Source organism: Ralstonia sp. Ralssp110 (assembly GCF_047325135.1).
Taxonomy (GTDB): Bacteria; Pseudomonadota; Gammaproteobacteria; order Burkholderiales; family Burkholderiaceae; genus Ralstonia; species Ralstonia mojiangensis.
Genome location: NZ_CP168610.1, coordinates 1,572,341 through 1,594,278, shown reverse-complemented (window position 1 = coordinate 1,594,278; position 21,938 = coordinate 1,572,341). Strand labels below are relative to the sequence as shown.

25 protein-coding genes, 1 tRNA gene and 1 pseudogene are annotated in these 21,938 nt (G+C 60.4%); 15 read left to right on the top strand and 12 right to left on the bottom strand.

Translation table 11 applies throughout. The features are described 5' to 3' along the window. Positions 1–91: 91 nt before the first annotated feature. The 7 genes from ACEN9T_RS16375 to ACEN9T_RS16345 all read left to right on the top strand — a co-directional run bounded on the left by ACEN9T_RS16375 (position 92) and on the right by ACEN9T_RS16345 (position 4,719). Positions 92–168 (top strand) — tRNA-Pro (locus ACEN9T_RS16375). A 463-nt stretch (positions 169–631) separates the two neighbouring features. Then, positions 632–1,426, top strand: coding sequence for a hypothetical protein (locus ACEN9T_RS16370; RefSeq protein WP_413708306.1), 795 nt, complete (start codon positions 632–634; stop codon positions 1,424–1,426). Between the two features lie 94 nt (positions 1,427–1,520). Then, complete coding sequence (locus tag ACEN9T_RS16365) at positions 1,521–1,859, top strand: hypothetical protein (protein ID WP_413708305.1); 339 nt, start codon at positions 1,521–1,523, stop codon at positions 1,857–1,859. 10 nt (positions 1,860–1,869) lie between these two features. Further along, on the top strand, positions 1,870–2,163 hold the full coding sequence (locus tag ACEN9T_RS16360; RefSeq protein ID WP_413708304.1) for a hypothetical protein: 294 nt from the start codon (positions 1,870–1,872) through the stop codon (positions 2,161–2,163). 332 nt (positions 2,164–2,495) lie between these two features. Continuing rightward, entirely contained in the window at positions 2,496–3,431 is a 936-nt protein-coding gene (locus tag ACEN9T_RS16355) for an SOS response-associated peptidase family protein (RefSeq protein ID WP_413708303.1), read from the top strand. A gap of 569 nt (positions 3,432–4,000) precedes the next feature. Then, complete coding sequence (locus ACEN9T_RS16350; protein WP_413708302.1) at positions 4,001–4,540, top strand: hypothetical protein; 540 nt, start codon at positions 4,001–4,003, stop codon at positions 4,538–4,540. A gap of 2 nt (positions 4,541–4,542) precedes the next feature. Beyond that, positions 4,543–4,719: a hypothetical protein gene (locus ACEN9T_RS16345; protein ID WP_413708301.1), complete on the top strand. Its 177-nt coding sequence runs from the start codon at positions 4,543–4,545 to the stop codon at positions 4,717–4,719. On the opposite strand, the pseudogene ACEN9T_RS16340 reads toward ACEN9T_RS16345, so the two are convergent. Then, positions 4,712–4,870: pseudogene (locus tag ACEN9T_RS16340) on the bottom strand (DNA adenine methylase); the annotation flags it as partial. The gene ACEN9T_RS16345 and the pseudogene ACEN9T_RS16340 sit on opposite strands and share 8 nt — an antisense overlap. A 270-nt stretch (positions 4,871–5,140) precedes the next feature. Here ACEN9T_RS16340 and ACEN9T_RS16335 point away from each other — a divergent pair. Continuing rightward, complete coding sequence (locus ACEN9T_RS16335) at positions 5,141–5,482, top strand: hypothetical protein (RefSeq protein WP_413708300.1); 342 nt, start codon at positions 5,141–5,143, stop codon at positions 5,480–5,482. 10 nt (positions 5,483–5,492) lie between these two features. On the opposite strand, the gene ACEN9T_RS16330 is transcribed toward ACEN9T_RS16335, so the two are convergent. Together ACEN9T_RS16330 and ACEN9T_RS16325 are read right to left on the bottom strand one after the other, a co-directional pair. Then, positions 5,493–5,759: a CPCC family cysteine-rich protein gene (locus ACEN9T_RS16330; RefSeq protein WP_413708299.1), complete on the bottom strand. Its 267-nt coding sequence runs from the start codon at positions 5,757–5,759 to the stop codon at positions 5,493–5,495. 66 nt (positions 5,760–5,825) lie between these two features. After that, on the bottom strand, positions 5,826–7,928 hold the full coding sequence (locus ACEN9T_RS16325) for a P-loop ATPase, Sll1717 family (protein ID WP_413708298.1): 2,103 nt from the start codon (positions 7,926–7,928) through the stop codon (positions 5,826–5,828). Between the two features lie 573 nt (positions 7,929–8,501). On the opposite strand from ACEN9T_RS16325, the gene ACEN9T_RS16320 reads away from it, so the two are divergent. Further along, positions 8,502–9,143 carry a Bro-N domain-containing protein gene (locus ACEN9T_RS16320; RefSeq protein ID WP_413708297.1) on the top strand — a complete coding sequence of 214 codons (642 nt, stop codon included), beginning with the start codon at positions 8,502–8,504 and terminating at the stop codon, positions 9,141–9,143. A gap of 663 nt (positions 9,144–9,806) precedes the next feature. Here ACEN9T_RS16320 and ACEN9T_RS16315 read toward each other — a convergent pair. Further along, the gene (locus ACEN9T_RS16315; RefSeq protein ID WP_413708296.1) at positions 9,807–10,349 is read right to left on the bottom strand and encodes a CbrC family protein; all 543 of its coding nucleotides are present in this window, start codon (positions 10,347–10,349) and stop codon (positions 9,807–9,809) included. 462 nt (positions 10,350–10,811) lie between these two features. Between ACEN9T_RS16315 and ACEN9T_RS16310 the strand changes: the two genes are divergently transcribed. Next, the gene (locus ACEN9T_RS16310) at positions 10,812–11,459 is read left to right on the top strand and encodes a Bro-N domain-containing protein (protein WP_413708295.1); all 648 of its coding nucleotides are present in this window, start codon (positions 10,812–10,814) and stop codon (positions 11,457–11,459) included. 222 nt (positions 11,460–11,681) lie between these two features. On the opposite strand, the gene ACEN9T_RS16305 is transcribed toward ACEN9T_RS16310, so the two are convergent. Beyond that, positions 11,682–12,641, bottom strand: coding sequence for an aromatic alcohol reductase (locus ACEN9T_RS16305; protein ID WP_413708294.1), 960 nt, complete (start codon positions 12,639–12,641; stop codon positions 11,682–11,684). Positions 12,642–12,733: 92 nt separating this feature from the next. Here ACEN9T_RS16305 and ACEN9T_RS16300 point away from each other — a divergent pair, with 92 nt between their 5' ends. The 5 genes from ACEN9T_RS16300 (at position 12,734) to ACEN9T_RS16280 (ending at position 16,653) form a co-directional block, all read left to right on the top strand. After that, a complete protein-coding gene (locus ACEN9T_RS16300; protein WP_413708293.1) occupies positions 12,734–13,147 on the top strand; it encodes a winged helix-turn-helix transcriptional regulator in 414 nt (137 codons plus the stop codon). 426 nt (positions 13,148–13,573) lie between these two features. Beyond that, the gene (locus tag ACEN9T_RS16295) at positions 13,574–14,224 is read left to right on the top strand and encodes a Bro-N domain-containing protein (protein WP_413708292.1); all 651 of its coding nucleotides are present in this window, start codon (positions 13,574–13,576) and stop codon (positions 14,222–14,224) included. A gap of 158 nt (positions 14,225–14,382) precedes the next feature. Beyond that, positions 14,383–15,060, top strand: a complete 678-nt coding sequence (locus ACEN9T_RS16290) for a TonB family protein (protein ID WP_413708291.1) — start codon at positions 14,383–14,385, stop codon at positions 15,058–15,060. Positions 15,061–15,118: 58 nt separating this feature from the next. Further along, positions 15,119–15,688: an imm11 family protein gene (locus tag ACEN9T_RS16285; protein ID WP_413708290.1), complete on the top strand. Its 570-nt coding sequence runs from the start codon at positions 15,119–15,121 to the stop codon at positions 15,686–15,688. 332 nt (positions 15,689–16,020) lie between these two features. Continuing rightward, positions 16,021–16,653 carry a Bro-N domain-containing protein gene (locus ACEN9T_RS16280; RefSeq protein ID WP_413708289.1) on the top strand — a complete coding sequence of 211 codons (633 nt, stop codon included), beginning with the start codon at positions 16,021–16,023 and terminating at the stop codon, positions 16,651–16,653. Between the two features lie 11 nt (positions 16,654–16,664). Here ACEN9T_RS16280 and ACEN9T_RS16275 read toward each other — a convergent pair whose 3' ends face one another. The 7 genes from ACEN9T_RS16275 to ACEN9T_RS16245 form a co-directional block, all read right to left on the bottom strand. Next, positions 16,665–17,375 carry a hypothetical protein gene (locus ACEN9T_RS16275; protein ID WP_413708288.1) on the bottom strand — a complete coding sequence of 237 codons (711 nt, stop codon included), beginning with the start codon at positions 17,373–17,375 and terminating at the stop codon, positions 16,665–16,667. A 577-nt stretch (positions 17,376–17,952) separates the two neighbouring features. Continuing rightward, on the bottom strand, positions 17,953–18,480 hold the full coding sequence (locus tag ACEN9T_RS16270) for a lysis system i-spanin subunit Rz (protein ID WP_413708287.1): 528 nt from the start codon (positions 18,478–18,480) through the stop codon (positions 17,953–17,955). Between the two features lie 264 nt (positions 18,481–18,744). Continuing rightward, positions 18,745–19,089 carry a hypothetical protein gene (locus ACEN9T_RS16265; RefSeq protein WP_413708286.1) on the bottom strand — a complete coding sequence of 115 codons (345 nt, stop codon included), beginning with the start codon at positions 19,087–19,089 and terminating at the stop codon, positions 18,745–18,747. Next, positions 19,090–19,728 carry a glycoside hydrolase family 19 protein gene (locus ACEN9T_RS16260; protein WP_413708285.1) on the bottom strand — a complete coding sequence of 213 codons (639 nt, stop codon included), beginning with the start codon at positions 19,726–19,728 and terminating at the stop codon, positions 19,090–19,092. It abuts the gene before it with no gap. Between the two features lie 76 nt (positions 19,729–19,804). Then, on the bottom strand, positions 19,805–20,869 hold the full coding sequence (locus ACEN9T_RS16255) for a phage late control D family protein (protein ID WP_413708284.1): 1,065 nt from the start codon (positions 20,867–20,869) through the stop codon (positions 19,805–19,807). 3 nt (positions 20,870–20,872) lie between these two features. Continuing rightward, complete coding sequence (locus ACEN9T_RS16250) at positions 20,873–21,079, bottom strand: tail protein X (RefSeq protein WP_413708283.1); 207 nt, start codon at positions 21,077–21,079, stop codon at positions 20,873–20,875. Further along, positions 21,054–21,932, bottom strand: coding sequence for a phage tail protein (locus tag ACEN9T_RS16245; protein ID WP_413708282.1), 879 nt, complete (start codon positions 21,930–21,932; stop codon positions 21,054–21,056). Before ACEN9T_RS16245 ends, ACEN9T_RS16250 begins: the two co-directional genes overlap by 26 nt. Positions 21,933–21,938: the final 6 nt, after the last annotated feature.

Here is a 21,938-nt window from a genome sequence, read left to right as displayed (position 1 = left end):
AGCCATGCGGAGCACCATCACACAGCGCCCGATCGAACTGCGAGCGAACTACTAGTCATGGGCGCTAGGCCTCTGTTATACTTTCAGGCTTCGGGGCGTAGCGCAGCCTGGTAGCGTACCTGCATGGGGTGCAGGTGGTCGGAGGTTCAAATCCTCTCGCCCCGACCAAACAAAAGCCAGTGTAATCAAGCGATTACACTGGCTTTTCTATTTCTCCGCGCAGCGCAGTTGGGGCCGAATATTTGACAGTGTCCAATATTCGAGTGCGCCGATCCGTCGCTCCGTGCCGCAAATCCTCCAGTCCGCGCCCGCCTCGCGCTCGTACGAGTCGCAGGTGTAGCTGCCGTTCCGCAGCCCAGGACCGCATCCACAGCACGGCGAAAACCACCTTCGAGGGATGCGCTGCACTCATTGATTCCTCGTCGCAGTGCCAAACGTCCGCGCCTCCAGCTTGGCGCCGACACACGTGTGCTGCAGATAGCAGACGCGCTCTGCCTCGTCCAGCTTGACGCGCTACACTCACCTGCGGCATAGCGGAGATCGGTTTGCCGGGTGGAAGTGGCTGGACATCATCGCGCCGGCGCCCAATTCCTCCAGCCCCGCGGAAAACGCCTAATAAGAAGACGCGAACATGCACATCACCAGCACCCGTAACTCCACCCTCATTGCTGCACTCGTGCTTTGCCTTGCCCAGCCAGTCAACGCTCAAACAGACAAGCCGTCGCCCTATGCCGAGGTTGGAATTCCCGCATCGTCGCGCATATGGTCGAGCGAAGACTACATTAAGACCGCACGTATTCTGGCGACCGGTGCAGTGCCTCTGCCGCGTTTCTCGACCAAGGATGGCGCAGACCTCCTCGCCAGGATGACGGCATTGGAGAACTTGGCGATCTTGCACAACCACAGCGTACCGATCGAGCCTCGTTTTGCGGACTACGACAAGTACTTGGCGGGCGGCAATGCGATTCGCAAGGTGTACACGGACGCAGCATTCAAGGCCAATCCGCCCAAAGATGAGCTTGCTGCGCTGATGGCATTTCTCCTTCACTTGGCGACCACAGGCTTTGAGTTGGCGAATGAATATCTCGCCACCGTGCCAAGGGATGATCAATACCCCAAGCGGCTGGAAGGTCTAGAAAGAATGAAGGTTTTGCTGACCTCGCTAGTCGCCAATGCGCAACGCATGTCAGAGAACGAGAAGGCCGTCGAACCAAGAGGTCGATCGCTTTTGCTCAAAGCGTTGAGCGACACGCTTCCCATTACCAAAAGCGCCTTTTCTTCGGACTACAAGATAGAGCTCTTTCTAAACCTTCGGGCAGATCGTGACTTTTACGACGATCCGGGCGACAAGCAGCTATGCGCCGCGATGTTGGCGGAATTGGGCGAGTCAGTCCTCCTCCCGGAAACCGGAACAAATAGCAGGTAGCCCGCCCAGGTGCGCCCCGCTCCACGTCTGCATTGTCTACGTTGACGCGTAGCATCCGGCCTACGATACTGTATAAACATACAGTACTCGTACCATGCCCTATCCCCTCCGCATCGAATACCCCGCGCTCAGCACCGAGCAACTGAAGGCCATCGGCGACCGCTATGGCCACGACCCCGTCGTACGGCGGCTGGTGATGGAAGTGCAGGCCCTGCGCAACCTCGTCTATCGCGTGCACCAGGTCGCCGAGGCCGCCGGCCCGGGCGGCCGGACAGACGGGTTCGGCATTGCCGTCGCAGCGCTGCACGAAGAGCTGGCGGCGGAGACTTGGTTTCACGAGCACGTTGCAGAGATAGAGGCACGACGCGCGTCCCGCCCGGCCGAGCCCTCCCCCCATGAGCGCCGGGCGATGCGCAACGCTCGCAAATGGTGACGGTGCGCCCATGTCGAACCCTATCCGCGAGCGCTTCCCCGCGCTTACCCTTGCCGAGCTGCACAAGCTGGCCGAAGAGCACCGCGACAACGAAACCGTCATGCGGCTGCTTTGGGAGATCCGCGCGCTGCACGTCGTCGGGTACCACGCTTGGCGCGTAGAAACAGAAGAGTATTTTGTCTACCCGGACAACCCGCTCGGCGCTGCGGTGTTAGCCCTGCGGGCAGCGCTGCAACAAGAGAACTGGCTGTCCGAGATGATCGTCAAGGTCAGAGGGGAGCGACCGCCAGCCGACCGGAGGTGACCGCCTGTAATACACGGCCGGCAGCTACCCCTTCCTGGTGGTTTGGTTTCTGTTCCGTTCGCCGATAATGAAAATACGCAGAATGCTCAATGGCCCGTACTTTTGCGTCTTCTGCGTTTTATGACGCTTCCTTTCGAGGGGGGAGCGCCACGCCCGCGTCGTGTGCAGGGCGTTTTTTTTCGGTTCACAGCAAACGTTTACGCAATTGAGCGAGTCGATAGCCCTTCGGAGCGCCTTCTAATACGCGCCCGTGCTGATGCGGGTTTACCGGCGCGTCTTCACACCACCGCGCACAGTATCATCGGACCACCCCACCCCAAGGGTGCGCCCCCATGTGCTACTCCGCCCAAATCGAAGCCGACTATCGACGGTTCGTACACGAGTACGGCGCCATCATGTCGCTCGACGAATTCACGCGGATGGTGATGGAGTACTTCGCCAACCCCAAGATGCGTGTGCCGCGGGCGATGACCGCGCACTTCCTCGAATCGCCCGAGACCGAAGAAGAAAAGAAGATTGCCGACGTCATCCGCGCGCGCATGGCCGCAGACGAAATCGCGCTGCTGCAGGAGCTGGCCAAGCAGACCGAACGGCTGGAGAAAGCCCAGCAGGCCCTCGCCGCCAAGGCTACCAAGAAAGCCGCTGAAGACGTCCGCATCGCTACCAACAAGATCGCGGCGGCCAAGGGCAAGCTCGAAGAGCTCAAGAGCACCGAGCTCAAGCCGCGCGACTCGCGCATCTACCCCGGCTGGTACGCGCCCGTGATGGTCATGGAGAACGGCCGGCGCGTCGTCAAACCGATGCGCTACCAGTGCCGCCCCGCCGGCAAACCGGCCTTCTACGACGAGCAGTATCCCGGAACCTACAACGCCCGCCGCGACAACCTGCGCGGCTTCTGGAAAGGCCAGTACGGCCACACGCACGGCCTTGTCCTGGTCGATGCGTTCTATGAATACGTGCAGCAGCCAGAGGGCACAAACGCCATCCTCGAATTCCGCCCCGACCCGCCGCAGACGCTGCTCGTAGCCTGCGTGTGGTCACACTGGCGCGCGAGCAAGCCCGGCGAGAAGGATCTGCTGTCGTTCGCGATCATCACCGACGATCCGCCGCCGGAGATTGCTGCGACCGGGCACGACCGTGTGCCGATTCCGATCAAGCCGGAGAACATTGATGCGTGGTTGAACCCGGAGCCGCGCGGCCTCGATGCGGTGGACGCAATTCTTGAGGACAAGCTGCGGCCGAATTACGCGCATCGGCTTGCGACGTGAAGGACTATCGGAAAGGGAGCGTTTTGCTACCCGGCGCCATGGCTGGCGCAATGTTAGGAGGCGCGGCGGGAGCCGTTACTGGAACTTACCTCTATCTCCACTGATTTGACGGGAGAGGCCAAATGAAATTATTTCTTTTAATACTCATAGCAATACTATGGATCCCTTTAACATATTGGACCATTAGTTATTTTAGTAAATACAGAAACCAGCCAAACGGGAGCGCGGTTTACCGGCGAGGCGTCCTTGGATTTGGCATTCCATTTTGGTTGGTTGAAATAACTTTCACTGCCGCAATCATGCCGGATCGCGACATTTATTCCTTGTTTTTATGGGCCACGATTTTTATATACATTTCGTTTCCACTATGCTTGTGGGCTGGTTTTTTTTGGGGAAAAGGAATGGCAGCAGTTTTTCCAGAGGCGCATGATCGGTAAGCCCGCTCACCGCGTGCTCAACAATTGAAGACCTGACCAAGCAAGACGAGTACGCGGGTACCATCTGGGCGTTCGTCGAAATCGACTACCCTGCTGCTTTTCAGCGATATCCGTTCCCCCAGAACACACGAAATGCTCGCGCGACACAAAGCAATCCTGGGTCTGTCCCTGCTGTTCCTTTTGTTGCTGTCTATCTACCCTGCGTTTTTGTTTGCGCGCGATTGCTACGCCCCGTCCCTGTTTCCAAGGTTCTATATCGCGTTGGCCGGAGGGGTGATTGTCGCAACGCTGTTCGCCATACTCGATTTCCCAACGTCGGACACTTCGTCAAAGCGCAAGATCGACCCAGTGGGGCAATTTGTTTGCTTTGCGCTGTTCGGCGCCTTCACGACGTGGACCTGGGCGACTGCAATTCCCCGCTTCACCGCAGACCGGGCGCTAACAACGCAAACGACTTTTGAAAAGGTTCGAGGCGCCAAAAGCTGCCACACGGCCGTCCAGTTTGTCGACCCTGGGGGCGCTGGCACGATCAAGACGTGCGCATCCCTGTGGAACCTTCCTTCTCTGCCCGAACGCGGCACGATCAGCGTTACAGAGAAGGTCAGCACGCTTGGCGTCTACCTCGTCAAAATAGAACTCGTCGCTCCGCAGGCTCCGACAGAACGCCAATAAGTATGCCTCTGGAAACCGTCCGCTTCGATCGCGTCTTCGGCATTACCAAGACCTCCCAGAACCGCATGCCGGTGACGCTGTTCGGTTTCCAAAGCGGGGCCCACATCGAGTATTCCGCCGCTGCGCCCGGCGAGCCCCGCATCGAGGCGGGCATGACAGTCACCGCCTATTGTCGTTGATGACCTCCACGTTCGCAGCGGGCCGCAGGAAGTACAGCGCGGCGCCGCCGGCAAAAACTTCGACGTAGCATTTGTGGGCGGGAAAGCGGGAAAGCAGGAGATCCGCGAGGCGGCGCTTGCCGCCGATCCACGGAATGATCGGTGTTGCCATTGGTATCAATTGAGCCTAAGTGCTTTGCTAGAATTGCCGCGCCTCCTAGGAAGGTAGGCGGGCCTTGGCTTGGCTCACTGACTACGCCAGTGGGTCCGGCGGCCATGATGGTGTTGCTGCACCATCGCGGTCGCCCGTCTTTACGGCTGGATGTGGATGCCAGCCGCTTCAAGCGTGCGCAGGCTGGTTGCTGCGCACGTTTGGGTTCTCTGGGCGCAATGCTGATTACATAGCGGGCGCATCAAAGCACTCACCAAAGGAAATCACGCTATGCGAGTTGCTGACCTGATCCAGGCAGGCGGGAAATTCGAAGGAAAGAAGATCACCATAGAGGGCGTCTTCGTCATGGTTCGGGGCGTTGGCTACTTTGTCCAGGATGCGACCGATCGAGACAATAGAGGCAAGGCCATTTTGGTCGTGTCCCCAGGGCTAGAGAAGGCCCTTCTTTCAAGCGTTCCTGCTTATGGCGGCGGGCCAATTAGCTACCGCGACAACGCAGAGATATCGGGGGTGATCATCCCGTCGCCGTCCAGTGAATTCGCTCTCGCGATCACCGAAATAGAAGACTTCGCAATCTACAAATACAACGAACGAATGCGAGTCAACATCTAGAAACGCCGCCTCAAACCTGACGGGGCACATACCGATAGCGGCCCCGCTCATCTGCCGGCAGAACCTTGGACCGCATCGCCTCGCAGCATGCCCCTATGCGCGCAAAATTGGCCCGCGCTTGCCGCAGGGTGAGACCGTGGTTTGCTCCCGACCACGAATCAAGGTCATCCAATCCGAAGCCGTCATCTTCCCAAAAGCACACAGGACAGATTTCCCAGTCCCCTCTCGCGCCCACGGTGAAGTAGTCACAGCAATTGCATTGGTACTCGAGATCCATTGAGGTCCGCCAGTCGTTGCAAAGCGATGATTCCCGCTCTTTGGGTGCATGGTAGCGGTGATACGTCTACGATTTCCGCGAGCGCTTCCTATTCGAGACAACATCGGATTGTCCCGATGCGTACAAACGGATGTGCGCATCCAGATGTTTTTCCAATTGCTCGTCTGCCGTATCGTATTTCTGAGGGCTTCGGAGCTTCGACAGCATTGCCACCACGAAGCTCGCAGTAATCTTGACAATCATTGACCTATGAAGCTGGTAGAACTCTCGAAATGCATCCAGATCAGCGCCTTTTGAAAGTTCCTTCTGCTTGTCGCGGCATATTATGAAGGCGAAGCGCCCGTACTCATTAACTAGGTATGAATTTGCCTGCCTATATTCGTCTACCCCGAGATGCTCGTAATTCTTAACCTCGAAGACAATTTGGCGTGAGTTATAGTCCTCACGAACCCTCCGCCAGAATCCTTCTGTGGCGTTATTGGTTGCAACGATGTCGCGCCGTGACGAAGCGTTCCCGTTAGGCTTTAGCTGTATGTTGGTTAGCCTACGTGCAGCGATTAGCTCTATTGCACGCTTACACCAGTCTTCGAACTGCGCCGCGTGATCTAATCCTGGTTCAATCTGATTGAGTTCGCTGATCATCCGGCCGATACCTTGATTCCGTTGCTCTTTCACCAAAGAGGATATGGTGATTTCGTACTCATCAAAGATTTCTTCGGCGTTGGCACTATCGGAAACCTCGCCTCGAATCCCCAGCGCATTCCAATAGCAAGGATGAATAAGAAAGTTCGATTTCGAGTCGAAAAGCCGGTCAGCCTTTTTGCCGTCGTGGCTGAAGATGTAGTTTCCAGTCCCATCATCCTCGACGCCAACGAACCCAATGCCGTAAAGCGTCTTCAAGACCTCCATTGACCCACCAATGATCTTGATATGCTGCGCAGTTTCGGCAGCCAGACCGGGTTGTTCCAAAAGGTCGTCAAGAACGCGTAACCCTTCATCCACCGAAAACTTCGGACCGCATTGCGCAATAGCTTTGGTGACCTCACCAATCCCCGGAAATACGGATGAATATTCCTTGCGCAGATCATCATATCGAATCGAAGAGATATGAGTCGCAGACGCTTGAAGGTCAGCAGGAATCAGCGTTTTCCGCTCTTGTTTCTTTGCATTATGGAAAGCTGTATTCAGCAGCGAAATTAAGTCACGCGGACGGTACAGTGTGAGCTTTAAACAGGCCCGAAACCCTTCGCGCCCGTGTAGCTCATTGGATGTGACACTGTTCCACAGCTTGATATCACTCTCAATATCGATATCAAAGGCCGCACGCAAACGCCGACATACGAGATAGAAAAGTTCCTGCGTATCCCAATGTAGCCGCAGGACGTTTCCTTCGACATTGCGAGTGAAATCTTGATCAGAGAACTGAATTGCCCTGAAAATGTTATCCCGAAGAAACAGAACGGACTTTATATTGTTCGTCTTATTTCTAAGGTCGTCGGCGCCGTAGATAATGCCATCAACGATCCCTATGCCGATATCATCGGACTCGTAACCCTCATCAAGGCGGTCAACAATAACCATAGCCTTCCTGCCAAGCTTGGCGAGGATTTGGTCAACCTCGGCAACCACATGGTTAACATCAAGCCTACTGGCCAGCTCGGAGATCGCCTCATCTGGAGAGTCTTCGGCATGCAGCGAGTTTTTCAGGGCGATCTTTGTCCGCGAAACTATATTAGAGCCACTTTTTTCCCACCTCAGAAGAGGAAGCAAGATATCGGAGTCACTAACCGATTTTTTTGTCTTGTAATAGTTATGCAGCTGGAGAGCAATTTCCATTGCCATCGCGTATCGCCAAACTGTCTTTATAGCGGCACGCACTCGCGTTACCGTCGTGCCGAACTTCGACGCCACGGCGCGCAAGCCGAATACGTCCTCCTCATCGGGAGCGACTACAACGACAAAATACTTCTTTTCTCTCCATTCCCTTTGGAGCCGATACGTCAGCGCACTCTTCCCTGTGCCGCGCCGGCCGACTACGACGAACCTGTCGTCAGATTCGAAGAGAATCTTATAGTCCTGCCCCTCGAAGAACGCAGTGTCGAGCATTGCGTGGTCGTTCTCCGCCCGGACATCTCCAAGCGCATTGGCACGATTTTCAAGGTTGGACATCGGCTTCTTCGTTCGAGTTGATTGGGGCGCCCAACGACACACCAAAGCGCTAGCCGATTATAGCGAGGCGCATTGCTACGGCAATACTGCCTCACTGTCTAGGGCTGCATACGAGCATCCGCTCTCTCCAGCGCCCTCTCCCTCCCCTGCAAGTATCTCAGTTTCTCCGCATCCCGCTCTGCCCCGGCGAAGAGATCGACAAGATCCGCCGCATCCTCTCCAGATAGCGCGTTACCTCTCCGAGAAATGGGTACGGTCAAGCGCGTCGAGCTGCTCGGTAAGCCGCTGGTTTGCACGTAACCCCCACCAGCCGTATACTCGGCCGGTCGCCGGAAACACCGGCACACGGGATTGGCGTCCCGGAATACAAAGGCGCAAGCAAGCCGCGCCGTCTTTCTACGCGCGGCTTTATTGTTTGCGTGTGTCTCGTAGTTGCTCCTATGGCGGCTCCGGGCGGGGCCAGCTTCGGCTGGGCCGGTTTCCTTTGTTTCCGGTACGCCAACTCCGTTCGGTAGCCGCCCCCTGATTGGCGTCGGGGGGCGGCCTCAAAGCCAAAAAACAAAGGATTCAACTATGACTAACACGTCTGTTGGCGCGTCCGCGCTCGCCCTTACCCCGAACACCTTCAATTTCGAATCAAACGCCGTCCGTGTTGTTTTGCGAGACGGCGAGCCGTGGTTTGTAGCCACCGACCTTTGCGCGGCGCTGCACTTGGATGCAACGGCAATTCGGAAATTGGATGAGGAGGAAAAGGGTCTGCATTCAATGCAGACCCTTGGCGGAATGCAGTCCGTGGCGGTCATCAGCGAATCCGGCATGTACGCCCTAGTCCTGCGCTGCCGCGACGCAGTGAAGCCGGGCACCGTGCCGCACCGCTTCCGCAAGTGGGTCACGTCCATCGTCCTGCCTGCCATCCGCAAGACCGGCCAGTTCACCGCACAACCGCGCATCGACGCCGCGCCCCGCGCAGCCCTCACGCCGGAAGAGCTCGCCAGCCTCTACCCCGCCGACGTCGAGCGCGCGCTGCAACTGCTCAACAAACACATCTACCAGGCAGACCGCTACACCGGCATGCTCATCGTCCTGCAGCACGACGACGCCAAAGAGCCCGTCGTCATCTCCGCCGGCAGCTATCGGCACAAGCGCGCCCGCGCGCTGACTGACTTTGCGCGGGCGTCGGTGCAGATTTCGGATTTGATTGAGGCGGGGGTGTAGGGGTTGCGGCGTGGCTCGCATCGCTGGCCGATCTGCTGGCGGCGGTGCGAGCCGTGGGGGCTGACCGCTATTGGCCGAAAGCCGCCGGCTCGAAATTCATGGGGCGACGGACGTTGCCGCCCTAGGCGGTCGATGGCAACGGATTCCCGGATGCGTCACGTCGTCTTTCGACTCCGGTTTGCGGGTTACGACCTTGACCCCATGAAAAACGGGTTCGCGATGCGGAACACTCGGACCGGCTCCTCTTTGAAAACTCTCTCTATTGACCACGTGCTCTCGCGCAACTCCCAACAGAGCTGCGTTCCACGTAAGCCCGCAAGAATTTCATCCTTCACGTCGAGTATCTGCAGTGGCCGTCCTGCGATGCCGCCTTTGATAAGGCTCGTCGATACTTCGACCCATTGGACATCCCGAAGCGGGATTGGCCCACCCGGCCCTTCTAGATAGCCCTCCGTTGGCAGAATCAGAAGTTGCCCCCAATGTCCCTCTACGGTCGAAGCGGCTGCTCTCCACGAAACACGAACCCAACAGCGGAGCCGCTGCACCAGTCCACATAGCGGGGACCAATACGACAATGCGTCGTTCATACTCATACGATTTGAACCTCAGTATTCTCTGGCCGCTCCTGGCTGCGGACATTGGGGGGCATACGATTTACTTCTGTCAGCACAAGTCCCAAGCGAACAGCACTTGCCTGCAGTGCCTACACACGAATTTGTACAGAGCGGAGTCACCACCTGGTTGGTAGCCTTCCGTAACCCATTTCCACGCCGCCTCGTCCTGTTTGTACTCAAGCAGCCAAGCTTGTTTGGTGCTGTCGGATGCTGACTCGACGTCCTGAATACTGACATCGCCATGAAACTCGCAAGCGTCACCACAGTGAGAAAGCCACCACTCCTGTTGCCAAGAGACATAGCCCGGGGTCCGAAGATTCACCTCTTCTATAACGTCGGCTGGCACACCCGCACGCGCCAGAGGGTACGAGTCAGCGAAAGATGCGTCCAGCTTGCTGGCTGCAGAACCATCGGCGATGCACCACGGGCACAACGCGTCGTGCAAATCGTTGACTGAATAGACCGGTCCTACATAGATGTAGCCTCGCGCCTGATTGCAGCACGCGCATATCTTTTCGCTAGCAGCGACAGCACCGGTTGCAAGGGGCGCCGGATGGTAGCGAAAGTATGGGAGCGGTTCTGTTCCGTTCATGGCCCTGTACTTGAATGTCCTGTGTTGACCGAATTCAGACATTCCGACTCTACCATCTCGCAAGTGCCACTCGTCAGGGCTGAACACAAACACCAGCCTCCTCAAACACACGTCGCCTCTCCGAGAAATGGGTACGGTCAAGCGCGTTGAGCTGGTAGGTAAGCTGCCGGTTTGCTTCCCGCTGGTTTGCACGTAACTCCGACCAGCCGTATACTCGACCGGTCGCCGGAAACACCGGCACACGGGCTTGGCAGCCCGGTATCCACAGGCGCACATCAGCCGCGCTTAGTTTTTCGCGCGGCTTTTTGTTTGCGCACGTCTGGCACTCCTATGGGCGGGCCGGACAGGAGGGCTTCGGCCCTGCCGGTTCCTGTGGTCCGGTCTGCCAACCTGTTCGGTTCCGCCCCACCCCCGTTTGGCAGCGAGGGCGGCGGCCTACTCACCGCACCACAGGAGTCTGCTATGACTGGAAATCTCAGCAGCGCGTCCGCGCTCGCCCCTACCCCGAACACCTTCAATTTCGAATCGCATTCGGTGCGCGTTGTCATGCGCGACGACGAGCCGTGGTTCGTCGCAGCCGACGTTTGTGCCGCGCTTGAAATCGCCAACAGCCGGGATGCGCTCCTGAAGCTGGATGCCGACGAAAAGGGTGTCGGTTTAACCGACACCCATGGCGGCCGGCAACAAGTCGCCATCGTTTCGGAGTCCGGGATGTACGCCCTAGTCCTGCGCTGCCGCGACGCAGTGAAGCCCGGCACCGTGCCGTACCGCTTCCGCAAGTGGGTCACGTCCATCGTCCTGCCGGCCATCCGCAAGACCGGCCAGTTCACGGCACAACCGTGCATCGACGCGGCGCCCCGCGCTGCCCTCACGCCGGAAGAGCTCGCCAGCCTCTACCCCGCCGACGTCGAGGGCGCGCTGCAGCTGCTCAACAAACACATCTACCAGGCAGACCGCTACACCGGCACGCTCATCGTCCTGCAGGCCGAGGACTCCAAAGACCCGGTCGTCATCTCCGCCGGCAGCTATCGGCACAAGCGCGCCCGCGCCCTGACTGACTTTGCGCGGGCGTCGGTGCAGATTTCGGATTTGATTGAGGCGGGGGTGTAGGGGGATGGGGCTCGCATCGCTGGGCGGGTTGGCGGCGGTTCGGGCGACTGGTGCTGACTGCTGTTGGCCAGTCCCGCCACCTGTCACGTTTCTTTCAGGCGTCGCCGGTGCCGACTAGACTTCTGATAACGTGAATTCGGAACACGGAAGTCCGCACCCGTTTGGGGCCGGCCCTTCTGTTCGGAGAGTCCTCGTCGATGCCGTTTGCCTAGATCGTCGAACTCACGATGGTTCATCGCGCCCCGACTCAAGGTTTGCCTTGATCCACGATGCCACGTCAGTGACCGGAATGGCGTGGCGTTGATTGAACGTCCCGCTCTTGTCCCACGCGACACCCCGCCCTTGAGCAAAAGCCGCGCGATACTTGCGCATCATGTTGTGCGGGTCGCGCGCCAGCTCGTCGAGCAAATACTGCTCGCTCCACTCGGACCGGCTGAAGGGGCGGCCGAGGGCCGCTTGCAACTTGTCGGCGACCTCTCCGTAGGTCACGGTGTCGCCGGCCAGATAGACAATCTCGTTCCGGATACGCGGTTTGGCGAACACAATCTCGGCGGTCAGCGCCCCAATGTCATCGGGCGTCGTCAGCGTTACAGCGGTGTCAAGGCTGCCTAGGGCGTGGACCGCGTCGTTTTGCAGGTCAACAACACCAAAGTCCGGCTCAAACAGATAGCTCATGAACATACCGGTCGAGATGATGACCCATTCAGTCTGGTGCTGACTGCGCAGCAGCTCACGCACGTCCAACTGTGCGTCGAAAATGTCCTGCGGACTGCCGCGACCAATCACATCAAAATCGACCCCGAACTGCCATGGAAAGTACCTCGGGATGCGCGCCTGCAAGGCCGCCCGTGCCAGCTTCATTGGCGTGTCGATGCCCGCTGCATAACCCGCGCAACCGATGACCGTGTCATATTGCGCGAAGACTTCGGCGAGCTCGTCGATGGAGCTTTTCACAAGATCGCCTACGACAATCTCGATCCCAAGACTTCGGATCTCCGCAATATCTTGCCGCTTGCCTGGTGCACTGGACTCAACGGCACTTGCGCGCAGCAGCACGCTGATCTTCGCACCGTCCACGTCCTTCGCGCGGCGTGCAAGATTGCGCAGCACCGGGAGGCCGAGTTCCCCGGCACCGAGCACGAGAATGTTTTGAGACGTAGAGTTAGGATCTGTTTGGTTCATCGTCTAGCCTGCTAAGGAATGAGTTGCAGCAGTCTAGCGATGCACGGGCGGGCGTAAAAGAAGGTACACGCGTGATACTGGGGGCTAGGTAGTTGAATCGAGACGAACTTCTCAAATATTCGCAGACCGTATGTGATGGCCTGAGGGACGATGATGATGGGTTGCGGCGGGAGGTGCTCGCCCATGCTGGGAGCCGTTGGTCGCTCGGCGTCGTCCACACCCTCGGCGTGTACGGCAGGCTGCGCCATGCGGAAATCGGTAGGCGCATGCACGGCGTTACTCAACGTATGTTGACGCGCACATTGCGACAGTTGGAGCGTGACGGCTTGGTGGTCCGTCACGACTTTGAAGAGATCCCGCCCAGGGTGGAGTACGAATTGTCCGACACCGGCATGGAATTGCTCGTTCGCATGGTTCCTCTGTGGACCTGGATCGTCGAGAGTGCGGACCACTTCCGCGAGGCGAGGCTGAATTTCGACAAGCAGCAGCGCGGCACAGACTCGTAGGCTAAAGGGGTTTCGATGCCCTTATCCGTTTGCCAAGCGTTCTACGGTCCACCCGCCCGAAAACGAATGACGGGCTACACATATTCGCCGCCCACCGTACTGCGAATCGGATGACCGCTGGTTTTCTTTGTCAGACTGCATCGGCGCGCTGGTTTGCACGTAGGTCCAACCAGCCGTATACTCGGCCGGTCGCCGGAAACACCGGCACACGGGATTGGCGTCCCGGTATACTTCGGCGCACAAGAGCCGCGCCTGCACATTGGACGCGGCTTTTTGTGTGCGCAGCATGGTTCTCCTTCGGGCGGGCTGTGTGGGAGGGCTTCGGCCCTGCCGGTTCCGAAGTACCGGTACGCCAACCTGCACAGTTCCGCCCACCCGATTGGCGTCGGGTTGGCGGTTCACACACCGCTACTTCGGAGTCATGCCATGACTGGTACGTCTGTTGGCGCGTCCGCGCTCGTCCCTACCCCCAACACCTACAAATTCGAATCCCACTCGGTACGCGTTGTCATGCGTGACGACGAGCCATGGTTCGTCGCGGCCGATGTGTGCCGCGCTCTGCAACTCACGAATCCGACAAAGGCGCTTCTTTCTCTCGACGCTGACGAGAAAGCCCTAACTTCAATTCAGGGCTTATCCCGAGGAAACGATCAGGCCAACGTCATCAGCGAATCCGGCATGTACACCCTAGTCCTGCGCTGCCGAGACGCCATCAACCCCGGCACCGTGCCGTACCGCTTCCGCAAGTGGGTCACGTCCATCGTCCTGCCGGCCATCCGCAAGACCGGCCAGTTCACGGCACAACCGCGCATCGACGCCGCGCCCCGCGCAGCCCTCACACCCGAAGAGCTCGCCAGCCTCTACCCCGCCGACGTCGAGCGCGCGCTGCAACTGCTCAACAAACACATCTACCAGGCAGACCGCTACACCGGCATGCTCATCGTCCTGCAGCACGACGACGCCAAAGAGCCCGTCGTCATCTCCGCCGGCAGCTATCGGCACAAGCGCGCCCGCGCGCTGACGGACTTTGCACGGGCGTCGGTGCAGATTTCGGATTTGATTGAGGCGGGGGTGTAGGGGGTGGGATGGGGCCCTGTCTTTGGCCGTTGTGGCGCCGCTGCGGTCGGCGAATGTCACGATCCTGAACAGGCGCCCTTCACTGCACTTGAGCTAGCATTCAGCCTGAAGGGTAAGACAAACAGACAAACGCGAGACTGGGAACAAACGGGGGGGTCATGCTACATCGCGCGCCGACGCTTGCTTGCATCGTTCTATTGGGTTCGCTTTCTGGATGTGCCAACCAAGCGCCAGCTTCATTGGCGACACGCCCACCTGCTACGGGGTGCACCACCCCGCCGCCCGTATATCCGGCGGAGGCGCGGCGTATGCGCATCCAAGGCACCGTCGTCGTGTCTGGCGCAGTTGAACCGGACGGAACGATCTCTTCCGTACAAGTCACTCAATCGTCTGGCAATGCCTTGCTCGATGATGCAGGCGTGCGGGCTGTACGCTCGACGGCATGCGCACCGTTTAACGATCCGAAGACAGGTAACGCGACCCGCGTGCCTTTTTCAAGACCGTTCACCTTCAGCATTGACGGCCAAGCCCAAACGCTGGTGGCTGCCCAACCAAGTCTACCGCCGGCCACCTTAGCGTACGCCGAAAGAATCAGGCAGCGGGTCAGGCCAAATATCGTCGTTGATGAAGTGCCTCCCGCAAATATCTTTGCGGTTGTGAAGGTACTCCTAGGGCCCGACGGTTCAGTGCTTCGCACAGAGCTTGAGAAATCCAGCGGTGTAAAGTCTTACGACGCGGCCGTTTTGAAAGCAATCGAGCGCTCCGACCCCTTGCCGCTGCCTGAACCTGGGCAAAAAGGCACCCGGACGGTTAGGCTGACATTCACGCCAACGTAGAAAACCTATCCCAACGTCACACGGCGGTTCTTACCCCAAGAACTGAATCCACGTGCCCATGATCCAGATACTGCAAGTAGACACCAGCGGACGAGTCCCTTGCCCAGAGGTAAGCAATCCGACGCGTTCAAAACTGCGCGGGCTGCAGACCATGGGAGGCGTCAGCTTAGCGGGAGAGTTCCCACAGCTCACGCTTGAGATGCAAGACGGCGATGAGGCTCCGCCTGGACTCGTCGATTATTTCAAGGTTGGCCTCTTGCATGTGGTGTCCGAAAAATTGAAGGCCGCGTTCTCGTCCCAGAGCGCCGAGCTAGAGTATTTTCCTGCCGTGGTCATGTACAACGGGTCCGCCACGGTCGTCAAATACTTCGTTGCAAATCCACTCAAACGCATTAAAGCAATTGATCTGGAGAACTCTGACGTCGATCTCGATAGCGAGCTCGGTGATGCACGTTCAGTGAGAAAGCTAGTTCTCGATGAATCCCGCTTTTCTGGCGTCAGGCTTGCCGTGATAGACGAAATTCAACGAGTTGGATTGCAGCACGAGATCGCGCTTGCGGTTGAATCAGCCGGATGCACAGGCTGCTCGTTCGTCAGCCCTGCTACGGTACGGTATGGGTTCAGTTAGCGGGTAGTGCGACTCACAGGGGCCCGCACAGCCGCATTTGCGAACCACTGTCACCAGCATTGCACCCTCCCCGCACCAGCCGTATACTCGGCCGGTCGCCGGAAACACCGGCACACGGGCTTGGCGGCCCGGGATACTCGGGCGCACATCAGCCGCGCTTGCTTTCACGCGCGGCTTTTTGTTTGCGCACGTCTGGCACTCCCATGGGCGGGCCGGATAGGAGGGCTTCGGCCCTGCCGGTTCCTGAGTTCCGGTCCGCCAACCTGTTCGGTTCCGCCCCCCTCGCTTGGCGGCGAGGAGGCGGTCTACTCACCGCAACTCAGGGATCTGCTATGACTGGAAATCTCAGCAGCGCGTCAGCGCTCGCGTCCAATACCTTCAAATTCGAATCGCACGCGGTGCGCGTTGTCATGCGCGACGACGAGCCGTGGTTTGTCGCGACCGACATCTGCGACGCGCTCAATATTCAGAACGCCTCGCAAGTCATTGCCCGGCTTGATCAAGATGAACGGTCTATGTTCAACATAGGTCGTCAGGGCGCAGCGCATATCGTGAACGAATCCGGCATGTACACCCTAGTCCTGCGCTGCCGCGACGCCATCAACCCAGGCACCGTGCCGTACCGCTTCCGCAAGTGGGTCACGTCCATCGTCCTGCCGGCCATCCGCAGGACCGGCCAGTTCACCGCACAACCGTGCATCGACGCCGCGCCCCGCGCAGCCCTCACACCCGAAGAGCTCGCCAGCCTCTACCCCGCCGACGTCGAGCGCGCGCTGCAACTGCTCAACAAACACATCTACCAGGCAGACCGCTACACCGGCATGCTCATCGTCCTGCAGGCCGACGACGCCAAAGAGCCCGTCGTCATCTCCGCCGGCAGCTATCGGCACAAGCGCGCCCGCGCCCTGACTGACTTTGCGCGGGCGTCGGTGCAGATTTCGGATTTGATTGAGGCGGGGGTGTAGGGATTCGCCGATCAGCGTGAGGAAAAGCGGTTGGCCGGGGCCAATCGCTCTAGGACAGAGGAGCTCGGCCAAGACGGGACTTGTCGATAGCGGCAGCCGTCCGTGAACGGGCATGGGGTTAAAAGCTGATGCCCTTCGTCAACGGGTTTAGCCGACGTGACCAGTACCTTGCGCCCATAGGCACCGAGATGCCCATAGCGGCCCGCGGGGCTGAGGTAGCCGACGATGCGCATCTGACGGGGCTTGTTCCCAGGCCGGGCATCACGCAGCCCTACATCGCACCGTGGATCGCCACAAATGGGCGTGACCCACCATTCACCTTCGTCTGAATCGGCCGGTCGGAAAGCATTCACTTCGAAGCCATGTGACCAAACACCCTCCCGCTCTACAGCGATGTACCCGTAGCCCGCAAAGATCTCGTCGCGTTCGGAGGGATGATCACGCCAATACGCTTGACCCAGCGCATACGCGCTATTCCCCAGGGTTGATCTTGTGAGGCTCCCACCAATTGGATTGGTGAAACCTTCAAAGAACCAGGTCGCATACTCCTCGCGCAGCGACAGTTTTGACAATGGCTGCCCCGACTCCCCTTGCGATTGTGCGAAAGCGTCTGCGTATCGGCGGACGACATCGGGCATTTCGCGGGCGGCCGCGTGTCCAGCCAGCACGCCTGCTATCAGAATCGTTGAAATAAATCGAAGCATCCAGCTCTTATCGGCCATACCGCGTGGTCGTACATTGAACATCGACATAGCCTTCGTCCCAGTCCCATGTAGAGGCCCGGCATAGCTCCAGTTCATGGGTCTTCGAGTCCAGGACACGCACGCTTACCTTCGTTAGGAGTCCGTGAAGACAGTCCCAGTTGAACGGCTCTGGACCGCTGAGGCGGGTCACCCCTCCGACTTTCAGGTCTCGAATCTCGACGTATCCCTGCCCCATGCACTCTCCCTTATCCGCAGGCGGATACACAGCAATCCTCGCCGTGACAAGCGCACAGGAAAGCTGACAGTGAGCGCTCGTGACGCCGTGACGCAAAGGCTTAAATCCAGCCGGCGGCTTAACGTCTGCCGGCGGATAACTGGTTTCCAGCGTCGGCGCAATAAAAAACGTGTTGTTCTTTGTATCGCAGCGCGTCGCGGCTCCAATGGCACCCCAGTCTGCTTTAGCAGGCGAGTATGCAAACAAAATTACTAAGAGAAGTCCGAGCCTGACTATTCCGGGCATGGGTTGAGTTGTTGGTTTGAAAATTGACTCTGGGCCGGAAACGGACGGACGCGCCGCCCGACTTGCAGGCCCCCATCAGCGCTGTACACAACCACCCGCCCCCTCAAGCGCACGCTCACGCGCCTGCAAGTATCTCAGTTTCTCCGCATCCCGCTCCGCCCCGGCGAAGAGATCGACAAGATCCGCCGCATCCTCTCCAGATAGCTCACATCGGCCGGTGGCTCCATCGCCCAGGCCGGCGCCGGGCTGATCTTCACCTGCGCCCGCACCGGTGTCGGCGTCGGGCTGGCAACGGGCGCGCACTGACATCCGTACAGTGCCAGCAGCAAGAGCGCGCTGCAGGCGCGTGTTTTCAGCGGTGGCACGTTGCATCTCCGAGAAATGGGTACGGTCGAGTGCGTCGAGCTGGTCGGTAAGCTGCCGGTGTTTGTCGATGGCAGCCTGCAGCGCCGTCACGACGGTATCGACGGCGGCCTGGCGCTCGATGGCGTGGTCGCGCTGCAGTTGCGCGATGGTCTTGTCGTAGCGGTTGGCCTGCCAGCCCCACGCCGCTGCTGCAGCTACCGCCGCCACTGCCACCAGGCGGATCATTGCGAAGTTCATTGGCTTTGCCTTGTCGGATGATGTGGGTGACCCACAGGCCCGCCATCGCCAGCGCGCAATGCAGTTGGACGGTGGCGATGTCGTGATTGGCGCCGAGCGCCGTGGAGGCGCTGCCCAGCGCGCACAGGGCGACTGCGCACAGCAGCAGCGCGCCGCGCAGCCCGTGCGGAATGGCCTGCGTGAGTGCAGACCACGCCGCGCCCGCGCAGATGGCCACAAGCGCCACGATGTCGATGGCGGTGAGCACGTCGTTTTGGCTGATCGTCATTCCTTGCGGCCTCCCATCCAGCGTTGCGCTGCCTGCTGCAGCCAGTCGTGCACCAGGCGCCGCAGCGCTGGAAGTTCGCCGTACGCGTAGCCGACGATGGTCAGCCCGAACACGCCGGCGATGAACTTGATGGCGTCGGACTCAAGCCCGGCCGGCACGTGCCACAAAGCAATGACGCCGTTGCCGAGGTAATGCGCGCAGGCAATGCCCAGCAGCAGCGCTGCCACGCGCTGCGCGGGCGTGCCCGGAATGAACCGCAGCGACACCAGCGCACCGGCCGCGCTCGGCAGAATCGTGTCCACCACGCGCAGCAGCGCGCCCCAACCTGTTTGCTCTGCCATTCATGCTCCCAATGCTTGTTTGGCCACCGCCCAGCGCGCGCGGCGCGGCTCTGTGCCTTCCATGGCTGGGCCGTTGATGCGGCGCGTGATCTCGTCGAACTTGCCGGCGTCGGCCAGCTTGCCGAGCCCGAAGGCCCACCAGTACCAACCGGCGGAGAGCGCGGCGTATTCGTCGCGCTCCAGCAGCTCGGGGTGCGTAACGAGATCCAGATCGAGCGCGTGGCCGCACTCGCGGTAGTTGGCCAGGAAGGTGATTTGCTTGAGGCCGCGGCCCCGGTAGCGCCAGCCGTCGCCGCTGGCGGCGTCGCCATTGCCGTAGCGGTTGGCGTAGGCGATGTTGGCAATGCGCATCTGCCGCTCGAGCGGCACCGCGCGCTCACCGGGCGCGCGGCCCAGCGCGAAGGCCAACGCAGGCGTGATGCGCGAGAACATGGCGGGCAGCGCGGCCACGGCGTAATTGAAGGATTCCGTTACGCGCGTGAAGCCGCCGGACTCGTGCCCGATCTGCGCAATGAAGGCCGCTTGCTGCGCGGGCGTGGAGATGCCGAAGCGCTTGCAGGTGGCCTCGATGTGCGGCCACCAGCGATTGGCGAGCGCGGGCGGCAAGGCTGCAGCCTTGCTGAAGGTGTCTTTGTTCATGGCTTGGAAATGAAAAAAGCCCGCCGGGTGGCGGGCTGATTGGGATGCGGCCGCGGTTGCGAGCGCGTGTGTCGTGTTACTTGGGCGGTGCAGGAATCGCCAGGTTGTTCACCTTGGCCGCCTTCTTGGGCTTGGCGTGGCCGGCCTTGGCCTTGCCGCTGTTGCCGCCGTTCAGGCTCACATTCACCAGCCAGCTTTTGTTGGCGTAGATGTGCGTGACGGTGTCAGCCAGGTAGTCGCCGTCGGCCTGGGCTTTGAAGCCTTCCAGGCGCAGCGTCTTCTCGGCGCTGATATCGCCACGGCCCATCATCTCCAGCTCGCCTTCGGCGGTGCTGCGGTTCATGTGTTGCAGCTTGGCCTTGGCGGCGGCCTTGGCGGCCTGCGGGCTAGCGTGCACGTGCCGATCGGTGTGCGTGGCCTGCGCGGGCCCGCCGTCGGGCGCTTCCGGGTTGGGAATGTGCAGATCGACCTTGCGGCCGGTCTTGGCATCGTGCGCGCGGGTTCTGACACCGCCGACGCTGCTGCGGTCTGGAAACGTCAGGCGGTAGCGCATCAGGTCTTCCGGCCGCAGCACGATGGGCGCGAGCGGCTTGCCGTCTGCGGATTTGCCGCCGCCGCGCGGGGCAACGATCAGCCGCCCGCCCTTGACCGTTGCCGTGCCGCCGTACTGCTTTGCAAGCCGGGTGATGAAATGCAGATCGCTCTCGCCGAACTGGTCTGCGCGCTGCACCTGTGCCTCGATCGTGCAGGCGGGCTTCCACCCGTGCCGCGCGGCCACGCTTGCCACGATGGCCGTCAGCGTGGTGCCGGTGTAGCTGGCATTGCGCTGGGCCTTGGCGGTGGCGCGCATGTCGGCCGGCTTGCCGCGTATCACCACGGTGGCGGGCGGGCCGCTCAGTTCGATCTCGTCAACGGCGTAGGTGCCGCGTGTGGATAGGCCCTTGCCGGCCCAGCCGAACGAGATGCGCAGCTTGGCGCCCTTGGGCGGGAAGGCGATCTTGCCGTCGCGGTCATCAAGCCGGATCTCGCAGCGGTCGGATTCCATGCCGGGCCTGTCGGTGGTGCGGATCTCCAGCACGCGATCGCGCAGCAGCGCGGTGATGTCTTTGCCGTCTGCCAGGACTTCGAATTGGGCTTCCATGGGCTACGTCCAAAGCTGGATGGGCTCGTCACGCGGGGGCGTGAGGTCGGGCAGGAAGATCTCGACGCCGACGGCGTACGGTTGGCGGCGTGCGGCCAAGCCGGGGTTGGCATCAAGCACGGCTTCCACGGTGCCAGCCAGCGTGCCGTATGCGCGGTAGCAGAGCACGTCCAGCACGTCGCCGTCAGATGTTCTGATAGTCATCGCCATAGCGTCGGAACTCCAAGTCGAAACCCTGTTTGCGCGGCGTGCCGTCGGCCAGCAGCGCGTCTTGCTCTTCGCCCACGCGGTCGAGGAAGTAGCGGCCGAGCACGTCGCCCGAGCCGGTGGTGAGCTGCACGGGCTTGAGCGCGGCGCCAATGGCCCGCAGGCGGTCAAGCTGCCCTGCCCCGGCGCCGCCGGCGGTGAAGATGGCGCCCGATACGGTGATGGTGTCGCCGCCCGCGCCCACGGCCTGCAATGCCTCTTGCCGCTGGATGCGCTCTTGCGCGGCGATGTTGTAGCGGGTCTCGCGGCGCAGGCGGTCGTATGCAGCGGTGCTGAGGCCGAACTGGAATTGCTCGCCGTCATCCGTCGACAGCACGAGCAGGCGTTCGGTGGCGCCTGCGGCTTGGCCGGCGCCCAGGATCTTGTCGGGCCCAAGCGCGTAGCTGGGCACCAGACTGCGCACGTTGGACGTGACGGCGGGCAGCACGGCATCGAGGCGGCGGCGTACGGTTGCCAGTGCGTCGCTGGTGGTTTGCGCGGCGCGCAGGACGGATGCGAAGCGCTCGCCCGCGGCGGTGCGCTGGATGCCGGCCAGCGCGGTATCCGTCAGGCCGAGCGCGCGCTGCGCTGCACCTCTGCCTGCAGCCGTTCGGCCTACGCCGCCAATGGCTTCAGCGGCAGAGGCAAGCGCGTTGCTGGCGCTGATCAGGTCGCCCAAGGCCTGTGCCTCGCGGCGATGGGCGTTGGCTTCCCCTGTGCCGTCCGGCTTGTCCAGCAACCGCTCCATCTGCCGGACGTGCTCGGCCGCACGCGCTGCATGCGTGGCCGCTGCGGATGCGTAGTTCAGAAAATCCATGGTGTG